This window comes from Mobilicoccus caccae, from assembly GCF_030161635.1.
Classification (GTDB): Bacteria; Actinomycetota; Actinomycetes; order Actinomycetales; family Dermatophilaceae; genus Mobilicoccus; species Mobilicoccus caccae.
The window spans coordinates 1929264-1941892 of sequence record NZ_BSUO01000001.1 but is presented as its reverse complement, the minus strand read 5'-3'; the positions used below and the strand labels follow the sequence as shown (position 1 = coordinate 1941892).

Annotated in this window: 12 protein-coding genes, 2 pseudogenes and 1 riboswitch; of the genes and pseudogenes, 11 read left to right on the top strand and 3 right to left on the bottom strand. The window is 71.6% G+C overall.

The window, feature by feature from the left end:
• Positions 1–88 precede the first annotated feature (88 nt).
• From QQK49_RS09430 to QQK49_RS09385, 10 genes and pseudogenes are all read left to right on the top strand, one after another.
• The gene (locus QQK49_RS09430) at positions 89–1651 is read left to right on the top strand and encodes a methyl-accepting chemotaxis protein (protein WP_284303689.1); all 1563 of its coding nucleotides are present in this window, start codon (positions 89–91) and stop codon (positions 1649–1651) included.
• 135 nt (positions 1652–1786) lie between these two features.
• Positions 1787–2445, top strand: a pseudogene (gene rpe / locus QQK49_RS09425) (ribulose-phosphate 3-epimerase).
• Between the two features lie 44 nt (positions 2446–2489).
• Positions 2490–2632: riboswitch (FMN riboswitch) on the top strand.
• Between the two features lie 99 nt (positions 2633–2731).
• Positions 2732–3724 (top strand): annotated as a pseudogene (gene ribD, locus QQK49_RS09420) (bifunctional diaminohydroxyphosphoribosylaminopyrimidine deaminase/5-amino-6-(5-phosphoribosylamino)uracil reductase RibD); the annotation flags it as partial.
• A gap of 112 nt (positions 3725–3836) precedes the next feature.
• Entirely contained in the window at positions 3837–4493 is a 657-nt protein-coding gene (locus QQK49_RS09415; RefSeq protein ID WP_284305865.1) for a riboflavin synthase, read from the top strand.
• Positions 4490–5173, top strand: a complete 684-nt coding sequence (pnuC, locus tag QQK49_RS09410; protein WP_284305864.1) for a nicotinamide riboside transporter PnuC — start codon at positions 4490–4492, stop codon at positions 5171–5173. Before QQK49_RS09415 ends, pnuC begins: the two co-directional genes overlap by 4 nt.
• Complete coding sequence (ribB, locus tag QQK49_RS09405; protein WP_284303688.1) at positions 5170–6507, top strand: 3,4-dihydroxy-2-butanone-4-phosphate synthase; 1338 nt, start codon at positions 5170–5172, stop codon at positions 6505–6507. The genes pnuC and ribB overlap by 4 nt, the downstream gene beginning before the upstream one ends.
• The gene (gene ribH / locus QQK49_RS09400; RefSeq protein WP_284303687.1) at positions 6504–6971 is read left to right on the top strand and encodes a 6,7-dimethyl-8-ribityllumazine synthase; all 468 of its coding nucleotides are present in this window, start codon (positions 6504–6506) and stop codon (positions 6969–6971) included. Before ribB ends, ribH begins: the two co-directional genes overlap by 4 nt.
• A 65-nt stretch (positions 6972–7036) precedes the next feature.
• A complete protein-coding gene (locus QQK49_RS09395; RefSeq protein ID WP_284303686.1) occupies positions 7037–7300 on the top strand; it encodes a phosphoribosyl-ATP diphosphatase in 264 nt (87 codons plus the stop codon).
• A gap of 108 nt (positions 7301–7408) precedes the next feature.
• Positions 7409–8254: an ATP phosphoribosyltransferase gene (gene hisG, locus QQK49_RS09390; RefSeq protein WP_284303685.1), complete on the top strand. Its 846-nt coding sequence runs from the start codon at positions 7409–7411 to the stop codon at positions 8252–8254.
• Between the two features lie 51 nt (positions 8255–8305).
• A complete protein-coding gene (locus QQK49_RS09385; protein WP_284303684.1) occupies positions 8306–8896 on the top strand; it encodes a PH domain-containing protein in 591 nt (196 codons plus the stop codon).
• Here the strand turns inward: QQK49_RS09385 and QQK49_RS09380 are convergent.
• Positions 8893–10218, bottom strand: coding sequence for an FUSC family protein (locus tag QQK49_RS09380; RefSeq protein ID WP_284303683.1), 1326 nt, complete (start codon positions 10216–10218; stop codon positions 8893–8895). The two genes, QQK49_RS09385 and QQK49_RS09380, sit on opposite strands and share 4 nt — an antisense overlap.
• Before the next feature lie 128 nt (positions 10219–10346).
• On the opposite strand from QQK49_RS09380, the gene hisF reads away from it, so the two are divergent.
• Positions 10347–11132, top strand: a complete 786-nt coding sequence (gene hisF, locus QQK49_RS09375; protein ID WP_284303682.1) for an imidazole glycerol phosphate synthase subunit HisF — start codon at positions 10347–10349, stop codon at positions 11130–11132.
• Positions 11133–11339: 207 nt separating this feature from the next.
• Here the strand turns inward: hisF and QQK49_RS09370 are convergent, their stop codons facing one another.
• Together QQK49_RS09370 and cbiT are read right to left on the bottom strand one after the other, a co-directional pair.
• Positions 11340–11981 carry a GOLPH3/VPS74 family protein gene (locus QQK49_RS09370; protein ID WP_284303681.1) on the bottom strand — a complete coding sequence of 214 codons (642 nt, stop codon included), beginning with the start codon at positions 11979–11981 and terminating at the stop codon, positions 11340–11342.
• The gene (gene cbiT / locus QQK49_RS09365; RefSeq protein ID WP_284303680.1) at positions 11978–12619 is read right to left on the bottom strand and encodes a precorrin-6Y C5,15-methyltransferase (decarboxylating) subunit CbiT; all 642 of its coding nucleotides are present in this window, start codon (positions 12617–12619) and stop codon (positions 11978–11980) included. The genes QQK49_RS09370 and cbiT overlap by 4 nt, the downstream gene beginning before the upstream one ends.
• Positions 12620–12629 lie beyond the last annotated feature (10 nt).

Below are 12629 nucleotides of genomic sequence, written 5' to 3'. Positions count from 1 at the left end.
CGATGAGGGGGCGACGCGGTAGATCCGCCGACCCTTGTCGATCGCGTCTGGCGATGCGCGGGTCTTAGGCTGAGACATCGGAGAAACCATGAGAATCTTGCGCCCTCGAGAGAACGGGGCGAGTGCCACCACCACTTCGCAGGACGAGCTCGTCCACTACGTCGAGGCCCTCGACACCGTGGCGGACCGTCTGTCCAAGGCGACGACGCCCGATCAGGTCCTCCAGACCGCGATGGACGTCGTTCGCGACGCCTTCCACATGAACTACGCGTCGGTGTGGTGGATCCAACCAGGATCCAACGCCCTGACGTTCCGGACGGAGTCGGGCAACGTCGGTGAGGAGTTCCGCCGCGTGACGATGTCGGCGTCCTTCCCCCGCGGTGTCGGTCTGGCCGGCCGCTCCTGGGCGGAGAAGAAGCTCGTCTTCGCGCCCGATCTGTCGCAGGTGACCGACTGTGTGCGCGCCCCTGTCGCCGCGCGCAGCGGCATCCTCGCCGCCGTCTCCTTCCCGCTGTTCCAGGAGGGCGAGGTCGTCGGCACCATGGACTTCATGGCCGACCCCGAGCACACGCCGGGCCCGATCCGCATCACCGTGCTCTCCACCGTGGGCAAGCTCGTGTCGCAGTCGCTGGAGCGGGTGCTCACCGTCGAACGTCGCGCCGAGACCGACAAGGACATGCACGCGATCAACGAGGTCGTCGTCAAGGTCAACGCCGCGCACTCCGAGGACGAGGCCGTCCGGGTCGCCCTGGAGACCGTCCGCAGCGAGCTCGGCTGGGTCTACGGCTCGTACTGGACCATCGACGACGGTGACCGCGTCCTCAAGAACGCCCAGGAGTCCGGCGACGCCGGCGAGGAGTTCAAGTCGGTCACGCGCACGGCGACGTTCGCCGAGGGCGTGGGTCTGGCCGGTCGTACCTGGTCGACGCGGGACCTCGTCTTCGAGCCCGACATCGGCCTGGTCACCGACTGTGTGCGCGCACCGGCTGCTCAGCGTGCGGGCGTCAAGTCCGGTGTGTCGATGCCGATCGTCGTGGCCGGCAAGGTCGTCGGCACCATCGACTTCTTCGCGCTGCGCGAGATCATCCTGTCCGCCGACCGCGAGAACGCGCTGCGCAACACGGCCCGCCTGCTCTCCAGCGCGATCGAGCGTCACCGCGCGACGGCGCGCACCCGGCACGCCGGTGAGGAGCTGATGAGCTCGATCACCGAGGTCGAGAAGAACGTGCTCGAGGCCTCCGACGTCGCCAACGACGCGCAGAAGCTCACGCAGGACGCCAGCGGCATCGTCGCCCGCCTCAACACGAGCAGTGTCGAGATCGGCAACGTGGTCAAGGTCATCACGAGCATCGCCGAGCAGACCAACCTGCTGGCCCTCAACGCGACCATCGAGGCCGCCCGCGCCGGTGACGCCGGCAAGGGCTTCGCCGTCGTCGCCAACGAGGTGAAGGATCTGGCGCGCGAGACCGCGAAGGCGACCGAGGAGGTCGACGCCCGCGTCACGGCGATCCAGTCCGACGCCGGCAGCGTCGTCTCGGCGCTGCAGCAGGTGGCCGAGACCGTCGAGCGCATCAACGACGCGCAGAACATCATCTCCGGCGTGCTGACCGAGCAGAACGCGGTGACCCGCAGCGTGCTCGAGCAGAGCTGACCCGGGCGCACAGAAGACCCGGCTCGGACCGTCTCCACTGCGGAGGCGGTCCGAGCCGGGTTTCTGCGTGTGTCGGGGGCGAGAGGCCCCGCACCGCGCCTCGGGGGTGCCCGTGCCTCGCGATAGCCTGCGGACGTGCAGATCTCCCCGAGCATCCTCTCCGCCGACTTCGCCAACCTCCAGAGCGAACTCGACGCGATCGGCAACGCCGACTGGGCCCACGTCGACGTCATGGACGCCCACTTCGTGCCCAACCTCACCCTCGGCCTGCCCGTCGTGGAGTCGCTGATCGAGGTCAGTCCGGTGCCCATCGACTGCCACCTGATGATCGAGGACCCCGACCGGTGGGCGCCGCCGTACGCCGAGGCGGGCGCCAAGTCGGTGACCTTCCACATCGAGGCCGCGCAGGATCCCGTCACGCTGGCGAGGGCCCTGCGCTCCGCGGGTGCGCGGGCGAGCATGGCACTCAAGCCGGGAACCCCGTGGGAGCCGTACGAGGAGCTGCTTCCCGAGCTCGACATGGTGCTCGTCATGACCGTCGAGCCGGGGTTCGGCGGTCAGGCGTTCATGGCCGACATGATGCCTAAGGTGCGGGCCGTGCGGGAGTCCGTGCGTCGGTACGGCGGCGAGATCTGGATCCAGGTCGACGGGGAGTCTCCGCCGCCACGATCGAGCAGTGCGCCGACGCCGGTGCCGACGTTTTCGTGGCGGGATCGGCCGTCTACAACGCCGAGGACGCCGCTGCCAACATCGACGGCCTGCGCGCCCTGGTCACGGGCCACCGTCGCGGCTGAGACCGAGGGCGCCCGAGACGCTGCGGCGATGGCATACTGGTCGGCACGTGCTCCGGGGTCGGTGTAATTCCGAGCCGGCGGTGACAGTCCGCGACCCGCGTCCGCGTCGTCCTTCGGGAGGACCGGGCCGGTTGATCTGGTGGAACTCCAGGACCGACGGTGAAAGTCCGGATGGGAGGCGCACGTGTTGCGTCGGGATGTCCGCGCGCCCTCGTGGCTGCGGCGTCCCGGGCACTGTTCGCCTCCCATGCTCCGACCCCGGAACGAGAGTGGGTAGGAGGCCGACATGGGCGCCGGATCGGCGATGCGCGACGTGCTGCTGATGCGGCGCGCCCTGACGTTGGCCGCCCGCGGCCCGGTGGCCGATCCCAATCCCCGTGTCGGTGCGGTGATCCTCGACACCGGCGGACGGGTCGTCGGCGAGGGCCACCACGAGGGCGCGGGGACCGATCACGCCGAGGCCGTCGCGCTCGCTGCGGCGGGCGAGCGGGCGCGCGGCGGGGCCTGCTACGTCACCCTCGAACCGTGCGACCACGTGGGGCGCACCCCGGCCTGCTCCAAGGCGTTGATCCGGACGGGCGTGAGTCGGGTCGTCGTGGCGTGCCCGGACCCCAACCCCGCCGCGGACGGCGGAATCGAACGTCTCCGCGATGCGGGGATCGCCGTCGATGTCGGCCTGCTCGGAGAAGAGGCCGCGCTGCTCAACCGCGAGTGGCTGCACGCGATCGGCCACGGGCGTCCCTTCGTCACGTGGAAGGTCGCCTCCACGCTGGACGGGCGGATCGCCGCCGCCGACTCCACGAGCCGGTGGATCACCGGGAGAAAGGCCCGCCGCGACGTGCACGACCTGCGCTCCCGCGTCGGCGCGATCCTCGTCGGCACCGGCACGGCGCTGGCCGACGACCCCTCGCTCACCGTGCGCGGCGACGACGGGACCCCGGTGGCCCGGCAGCCGCTGCGCGTCGTCATGGGGCAGCGGTGCGAGCAACTCCCCGCCTCCGCCCGCCTGCGTGACGACTCCGCGCCCACGCTGTTCCTGCCGACCCGCGACCCCCGCGCGGCGCTGGACGCCCTCGCGGGCGAGCACGTGCGGCACGTCCTGCTCGAGGGCGGGGCCACCCTCGCCGCCGCGTTCTGGCGGGCGGGTCTGATCGACGAGGTCGTCGCCTACCTCGCTCCGGCCCTGCTCGGCGCCGGCCCGGCCGTGCTCGCCGATTTCGGCGTCGCCACCATCGACGACGCCGTGCGCCTCCGCCTCACCGACGTCCGGCAGGTGGGTGACGACGTGCGCATCGTGGCCCGTCCCGTGGCCGGCACCGCCGACCCGCCCGACGCCTCACCCGAAGCCCCCAGACCGACGACGACCCCCAGACAGACCGAGGAAGGTCCTGATGTTCACCGGAATCGTGGAAGAGCTCGGCCGGATCGACTCCGTGCAGCGGCAGGGCGACTCGGCCGTCCTGCGCATCGAGGGCCCCCTGGTCGTCTCCGACGCCACGCACGGCGCGTCCATCGCCGTCAACGGCGTCTGCCTCACCGTCGTCGAGCACGACGCGGCGGGATTCTCCGTCGACGTCATGGCCGAGACCCTGGAGCGCAGCAGTCTCGCCGCCGTCGAACCGGGTTCGCGGGTCAACCTCGAACGCGCGATGCGGGCCGACGGGCGCTTCGGGGGTCACATCGTCCAGGGGCACGTCGACGGGACAGCCACCCTGCGCTCACGCGTGCCGGGCGAGCGGTGGGAGGTCCTCGAGTTCGACCTGCCGCCGGCGCTGTCGCGGTACGTGGTCGAGAAGGGCTCGATCACCGTCGACGGTGTCTCGCTCACCGTGGTCTCGGTGACCGATGCGACGTTCACCGTCAGCCTCATCCCCACCACGCTCGAGCTCACCACCTTGGGCGCCCTGAGGCAGGGCGACGTCGTCAACCTCGAGGTCGACGTCATCGCCAAGTACGTCGAGCGTCTGATCGTGGCCGGCGCGCCCGAGGCGGCCTGCGAGCCGCTCTCCGACGGCGACCTCGACCCCGGGCGGGAGCACCGCGCGTGACCGAGACCCTGCTGCGTCTGTTCGACGCCTCGATCGAGATCGGCGGCTATCCCCTCTACTGGCGGGAGATCGTCGGCAACCTCTTCGGGTTTGCCTCGGCCGTCGGCGGTCTGCGTCGTCGTGTGTGGGCCTGGCCGGTGGGCATCATCGGCAACGTCCTGCTGTTCACGGTGTTCATCGGTGCGGCGTTCGCGTTGCCCGACGGCCGCCATCCGCTCTACGGCCAGGCCTTCCGTCAGGTCTTCTTCGTCATCACGAGCCTGTACGGCTGGTGGCGCTGGAACACCGTGCGTCGGGGCCGGGCCGCGGACGAGCCGGCGATCACCCCGCGCTGGGCCACGACGTCGGAGCGGATCGGGTACCTCGCGGCAGCGCTGGTGGGCGTCGTCGTCGCGCAGGCGGTGTTCGCCTCCGTCGGCGCCGGATGGCCCGCGCCCCGCTGGTACTACTGGGCCGACGCCTGGATCTTCGTCGGGTCGATCCTGGCCACCTACGCCATGGCCCGCGGCTGGACCGACTTCTGGCTGGCCTGGATCGCGGTCGACCTCGTGGGGATCCCCCTGCTGTGGGTCTCGGACTACTACCCCTCCGCGGTGCTGTACGCGGTCTACGGCGCTCTGGTGGTGTACGGATTCGTCGTGTGGAAGCGTGCGGCGATGAGAGAAGGAGCATCGACATGACCTCCGGCGACGAGTCCCACGACGTCCCCCACATCCCGACGGCCGCTGTCACACCGCCGTTCGCACCGATCGAGGACGCCCTGGCGGCGTTGCGTGAGGGGCGCCCGGTCCTCGTCCTCGACGACGCCGACCGCGAGAACGAGGGCGACGTCGTCGTCGCCGCCGAGACGCTCACCGACGCCTGGACGGCCTGGATGATCCGGCACGGCTCGGGGTACGTGTGCGCGCCGATGCCTGCGGAGTGGGCCGACCGGCTCGACCTGCCGCTCATGGTCGAGGACAACCAGGACTCGCTGCGCACGGCCTACACCGTCACCTGCGACGCCCGGGTCGGGGTGACCACGGGCATCAGCGCCGCCGATCGGGCGACGACGATCCGGGCGCTGGGCGACCCGGAAAGCACGGCGGCCGACCTCATCCGCCCCGGCCACGTCGTCCCGCTGCGGGCGCGCCCCGGTGGGGTGCTCGCGCGGCGCGGGCACACCGAGGCCACCGTCGACCTGTGCCGGCTGGCGGGCCTCGCGCCGGTGGGAGCGATCGCCGAACTCGTCAACGACGACGGCACGATGATGCGCGCGCCCGCGGTGATCGAGCTCGGCGCCGAGCACGGGTTGCCCGTCGTGACGATCGCCGACCTCGCCGAACACCGGGCCCGACACGACCGGGTGGTCCGCACGGCCACGACCCGGCTCCCCACCGAGGACGGGGAGTTCACCATGCTCGGCTACCTCGACCTGCTCACCGGCGCCGAGCACGTGGCGCTGGTCAGCCCCGAGGGCCTGCGCGGTGGACGCCCCGACGGCACGGTGCTGACGAGGATCCACTCCGAGTGCCTCACCGGTGACGCGCTCGGCTCGCGCCGGTGCGACTGCGGCCCCCAGTTCCGGGCCGCGCGCTCCATCGTGGGCGGCGAGGGCGGCGTCATCGTCTACCTGCGCGGCCACGAGGGGCGCGGCATCGGGCTGCTCGCCAAGCTGTCGGCCTACGAACTGCAGGACGCGGGCGCCGACACCGTCGAGGCCCAGACCCGCCTCGGCCTGCCCATCGACGCCCGGGAGTACGGCGCGGCGGCGGCCATCCTGCGTGATCTCGGCGCGGAGAACATCGTGGTGCTCACCAACAACCCGGAGAAGTCCGAGAGCCTCGTGGACGCCGGGTTCACCGACGTGACGACGCGGCCGTTGCACGCGGGGGTCAACCCCGACAACCTGCGCTACCTGCGCACCAAGGCAGACCGGATGCGGCACGCGATCACCGAGGACGACCTCGACGTCGACCCTGCCGTCGTGCGCCCGGGCCCCATCGAGAACGACCAGCGCAAGGAGCTGTCATGAGTGGATCAGGATCTCCCGAGATCACCGTCGACGGGAGCGGGCTGCGCGTCGCGATCGTCGCCGCGTCCTGGCACACCCAGGTCATGGACGGACTCGTCGCGGGCGCGCAGCAGACGCTCAGCGAGGCGGGGTGTGCGCAGACGACGCTCGTCCGCGTCCCCGGCAGCTTCGAACTGCCCGTCGTGGCACGGGCGCTGGCCGCCGAGTACGACGCGGTCGTCGCGCTCGGCGTCGTCATCCGTGGCGGGACTCCCCACTTCGACTACGTGTGTCAGGCGGCCACCTGGGGACTCACCCAGGTGGCGTTGGAGACCGGGACGCCGATCGGCTTCGGTGTGCTGACCTGCGACGACGAGCAGCAGGCGCTCGACCGGGCCGGTCTGGCCGGCAGCAGTGAGTCCAAGGGGCACGAGGCGGCGACCGCCGCGCTCGCCACGGCGCGGACGCTGGCCGACCTGCGCTGAGGAGCGCCGGTTCGCCATGCGAACCCGTGGTCGGGCGTGGCGAGGTCTGCCGATAGGCTCCCGCCGTGAAGACCTTTGAGCAGATGTACGCGGAGATCCTCGACAAGGCTGCCAACCGGCCCGAAGGCTCCCGTACCGTCACCGAGCTCGACGCCGGGGTGCACTTCATCGGCAAGAAGGTCGTCGAGGAGGCCGCCGAGGTGTGGATGGCGGCCGAACACGAGGGCGACGACCGATCGGCCGAGGAGATCAGCCAGTTGCTGTACCACACACTGGTGCTGATGGTGGCCCAGGGAATCACGCTGGAGGACGTCTACCAGCATCTGTGAGGGCGGCCGGGTGGATCGGCGATGCGCACCGCGCCTCGCGCCGTGCCCGCCGAGCCCCGACCGTCCTCGTCCTCGCCCGCCGAGTCCTCGTCCCACAGGAGATGTCCCATGCTGCGCGTCGCCGTCCCCAACAAGGGGTCCCTGTCCGAAATGGCCGTCGTCATGCTCAAGGAGGCCGGCTACACCGTCCGGCGCGACTCCAAGGAGCTCGTCCTCGTCGACGCCGACAACGACATCGAGTTCTTCTACCTCCGTCCGCGCGACATCGCGGTGTACGTCGGATCGGGCACGCTGGATGCCGGCATCACCGGCCGTGACCTGCTGTTGGACTCCGGCGCCAACGCGAGCGAGGTGCTCCGGCTGGGCTTCGCCCGCTCGACGTTCCGCTTCGCCTCGGTCCCCGGTGTCGCCGAGTCCGCCGCCGACCTCGCCGGCAAGCGCATCGCGACGTCCTACGCGGGCCTGGTGCGCGCCCACCTCGCCGAGCGCAGCATCGAGGCCGAGGTCGTGCGCCTGGACGGTGCCGTCGAGACGTCGATCACCCTCGGGGTGGCCGATGTCATCGCCGACGTCGTCGAGACGGGCACCACTCTGCGCAACCAGGGCCTGGTCACCTTCGGGGAGCCGATCCTCGTCAGCGAGGGTGTGCTCGTCGCCCGTCCCCAGCCCACGCAGGAGGACCGGCTCGAGGTGCTCAAGCGGCGTCTGTCGGGCGTCATCACCGCGCGCACGTACGTGATGATGGATTACGACATCCGCGTGGAGCTCATCGACCGGGCCACCAAGATCACCCCGGGCCTGGAGTCGCCGACGGTGTCGCCGCTGCACCACGAGGGTTACGTCGCCGTGCGTGCGATGGTGCCGCGCAAGGGCATGAACCGGATCATGGACGAGCTGTACGGGCTCGGCGCCCGGGGCATCCTCGTCACCGACATCGCCGCCTGCCGTCTCTGAGGCGGGTCATCGTGGTCGCGGGGCGACCGGAACAGGAGCAGACTGCACACCATGGCGAGCGAGCGTCGACGTAGTCCTTACGCGGTGATCCGACCCCGCCGTGGGCGGGTGGTCCCCGTGGTCATGGCCGTGCTGGTGCTGCTCGTGTTCACGATCTCCGCCGTGTTCGTGCCCGGACAGGCGTTGCAGAAGGACGACTGGGCGATCTCCGACCGCATCATGCTGTTCCTCCTCGGGGCCGCGATCGCCGCGTTCCTCTGGCGCTTCGCCATCATCCGGGCCGTGCCGAGCCCCGAGGGTCTCGTGGTGCGCAACATCCTCGTCACCCGCCGCCTGGCCTGGGGCGACATCGTGCGTCTGCAGTTCGGGGGCGGGTCGCCCTGGGCCTACCTGGACACGTGGGACGCCGACACCGTGCCGCTCATGGCCATCCAGAAGGCCGACGGTGAGTACGGCCGCAGCGAGGCCGGGCGGCTCGCGGCACTCATCGACTACCACGCCGGGCACGAGCCCGACCTGGACCACCCGGCCGCACCGGCCGACCGCGACGCGACTCCGCCTCCCGGCACCCCTGAGCCGCAGGCCGACCCGACCGACGCGGGCGCCGACACGACCACCGACGGTCCGGACGACTTCCGCTAGACGTCGGCTGAGCCCCGGCCTCGGTCCGTCTCGTTCCTGCGTGTGGTCCTGTCGGAGACCTCACCGGGCGTCGACGATCCGCGCGGTTCGTGGCGAGGGGGCGGGTCGTCGTCGGACTCCAGGGTCCGGTCCACGTCATCGAGGTCATCGAGGTCGACGTCACCGAGGACCTCGTCGGGTTCGCCGTGCAGGCTGTAGGAGGACGGGATGCCGGTGAGGGCCTCCTCGAACGTCAGGCCGCTGACCATGAGCAGGTCGAGGATGATCGAACGCACCTGGGCGCGGATGACCTCCGAGGACAGCGTCGGCCGGGGATCGACGTAGGTCGTCTCCTCGGCGAGCTGGTAGAGCGCCAGGCGGCGGGCCTCGGGGATGCGGCGTTCGGAGAGGTCGGCGGCCATCTCGGCGGACACGGCGGCCAGGTCGCGCACCATCTGCAGGTAGCTGCGGGGGACCCGTTCGCCCTGACGGACCGCGATCGTGCCGCGCCGCACGAGCACGCGCAGGTTGCGCAGGGCGCGGTCGAGGGGTTCGAGCAGGTCGGCGATCTCCTGCACCGCGGGCAGTTGCCGGCGCCGGAAGGGTGAGGACCGGATGACCGAGAGGCCGTCGTCGGCGAGCGATTCGAGGGTGTTGAGGGAGTGCTCGGTGCGCCGGGCCCGTTCCAGGGTGCGTTCGCACCGGTCGAGGTCCTCGGAGGCCAGGGCCTCGGCGGTCTCGCCGAACAGTCGCGACATCTCCGCGACGATCTCGGAGGTGTGCTGACGTGGTCGGCGCAGCGGCGCCGCGGGCGTGATCGTCGCGGCGGCCAGCGCCACCGCACCGCCGACGACGGCGTCGATCCAGCGCGACACGGCCTGGTCGGGCGCGGCCACGAGGATGGTGACGATCGCCGACTGCACGCCGGCCTGGGTCGTCGTCAGGACCCCGCCGTCGAGGAAGGTGGTGATCGCCATCGCCGTGAAGACGATGACGGCCAACTGCCAGTAGCCGCTACCCAGTTGGGCCACGACGAGGTCGCCCACCCCCACGCCGACGGCGACGCCGAACACGATCTGGATCGCGCGTTCGAGGCGTTGCCCGAAGGACAGGCCGAGGGCGACGACGGCGGCCACCGGCGCGAAGAAGGGTTGGGGGTGGCCGAGCACGTCGCGGGCGATGAACCAGGCCAGCGCCGCCGAGATGGCGATCTGGGCGAGGAAGAACGTGCGCGCCTTGAGCCGGCCCCACCGGTGGTGGACCGAGGTTCGACTCCGACGCCGCGCGGCCGCGGCTCGCCTCGTGAAGGCCTCGGCCAGCTCGTCCGTATAGCGCACATGCACGCTTCTCACGATAGGTGGCCGCCGCCCGCCGGGCCCGCGCAGCTCGCCGGGATCGCCGACAACAGGGACCTGCGCACCCCCGCCGCGGTGTCGGGACGACGCTGTCGGCGGTCTCCTAGACTGGCGCGGTGAGCCTCGCCACCCGTGTCATCCCGTGTCTGGACGTCGACGCCGGGCGCGTCGTCAAGGGCGTCAACTTCGAGAACCTGCGCGATGCGGGCGATCCCGTCGAACTCGCCAAGAGGTACGACGCCCAGGGTGCCGACGAGCTGACCTTCCTCGATGTGACGGCGAGCAGCGGCGACCGCCGGACGACCTACGACGTCGTGGCCCGCACCGCCGAGCAGGTGTTCATCCCGCTCACGGTCGGTGGCGGGGTGCGCACCGTCGAGGACGTGGATCGGCTGCTGCGGGCCGGCGCCGACAAGGTGGGGGTCAACACCGCCGCCATCGCCCGTCCCGACCTCATCGACGAGGTCGCGGCGCGCTTCGGGGCGCAGGTCCTGGTCCTGTCGGCCGACGTGCGTCGCTGGCGTGAGGAGCCGGGCGACTCCCACCCGCGCCCCGAGAGCGGATTCGAGGTCACGACCCACGGCGGGCGACGTGGCACGGGCATCGACGCCCTCGAGTGGTGCGCCGAGGCGGCTCGCCGGGGCGCGGGGGAGATCCTGCTCAACTCGATGGACGCCGACGGCACCAAGGCCGGGTTCGACGTCGACCTCATCTCGGAGGTGCGGCAGCGCGTCGACATCCCGCTCATCGCCAGCGGCGGCGCCGGGGCCGTCGACCACTTCGCGCCCGCCGTGCGTGCGGGGGCCGACGCGGTACTCGCGGCGAGCGTCTTCCACTTCGGGGAGATGACCATCGCCGACGTCAAGAAGGCCCTCGCGCAGGACGGGATCACCGTCCGCTGAACTGCCCCCGCGCGCAGGACACGGGCCCGGACATGACGGCGGCCCCGGTGGGGGGACCGGGGCCGCTGGGTCTTCCTACAGCCGGGGGAGGCTTGAGAAGGCCACTGCCAGGTTACGAGCCGGGCACCCGCGGGCGATACGGCCAGAGGGTCAGGGGTGGTCATGAGCTCGTAAAGACTTGGCAAACCGAGCGCCGGGAGCGCCGTGTCAGGCCTGGGCGGCGTTGACCAGTCGCACCGCGTGGGCCGTCCCGGCGACGGCCCAGTGCGGGCGCGCCGCGGCCTTGAGCCGGGCGCGCAGGGTCCGGGCGTCGAGCTCGGGGAAGAGCGCCGCGGCGGTGCGGCGTGAGTGGTAGGCCGTGCCGAGAAGGGAGACGAGCATCCGGGTGTCGGCGTCGGTCGCGTCGGCGGCGGCCGAGGCGTCGGCGGCGAGGACGACGTCGCGCACCCGGTCGACGACGCTCTGCTGGGCGGCGGTGTCGATCACGGGGTGACGTCGGCGCGGCAGCATCCCGAGGACGACGTCCTCCTCGCTGCCGAGCGTGCCGGTCGAGACGAGGTATTCGCGTTCGGCCTGGGTGGTCGGGCGGGCGGAGTCGAAGACCCACCGCCACGGCGTGCGCCCCCGGCGGGTGGCGGAGATGCGTCCGAGGAGATCGTCGAGGACGGGGTGCCACGTGGGGGTGGCGTCGAGCACCTTGACGGTGCGTCCCGGGCAGTCCAGACGCCCCCGCTCGGCGAGGTCGGCGAGCGCGGCACCGGCGACGAGAGTGGGGAGGTCACGCAGGGCGTGGCGGCCCGGCTCGGTCGAACCGAGGAGCAACATCTCATCGACCAGGGCGTGACTCATCCACCGATCGTCGCAGACCAGGTGGTGATGGCACGGGCCGGTGTCCACGCCGTGAAACCGCCCACGGGGCAGGTGCGTTCGACGGCGACTCGGGTCAGCTCACCACCGTGGCGGCGGTGGGCCTCGAGCAGCATCGCCTCGGTCTCGAGGGTGACGGCGTTGGCGACGAACCGGCCTCCGGGACGCAATGCCTGCAGGCAGTACTCGATCAGTCCGTCGGCGGTGAGGCCGCCGCCGACGAAGACGGCGTCGGGGGTCGGCAGCGACTCGAGTGCGGCGGGGGCGCGTCCGCGTTCGACCCGCAGCGTGGGGACGCCGAGGCGCCGGGCGTTCGCCTCGATGCGGTGGGCCCGCTCGGGGTGGGACTCCACGGTGATGGCGCGGCAACTGGGGTGGGCACGCATCCATTCGATGGCGATGCTGCCCGACCCGCCACCGACGTCCCAGAGCAGTTCTCCGGGCCGGGGCGCGAGCAGAGCGAGGGTGACGGCCCGCACCTCGCGCTTGGTGATCTGGCCGTCGTGGTCGTACGCGTCGTCCGGCAGGCCGGGGGTGAGGCCGAACTCGCGCTGTCCCTCGTCGGTCGCGGGGGGCTCGTCGGTCGCGCGTCGGTCGTCGGTGAGGTCCTCGGGCGGCATGCCCGTCAGC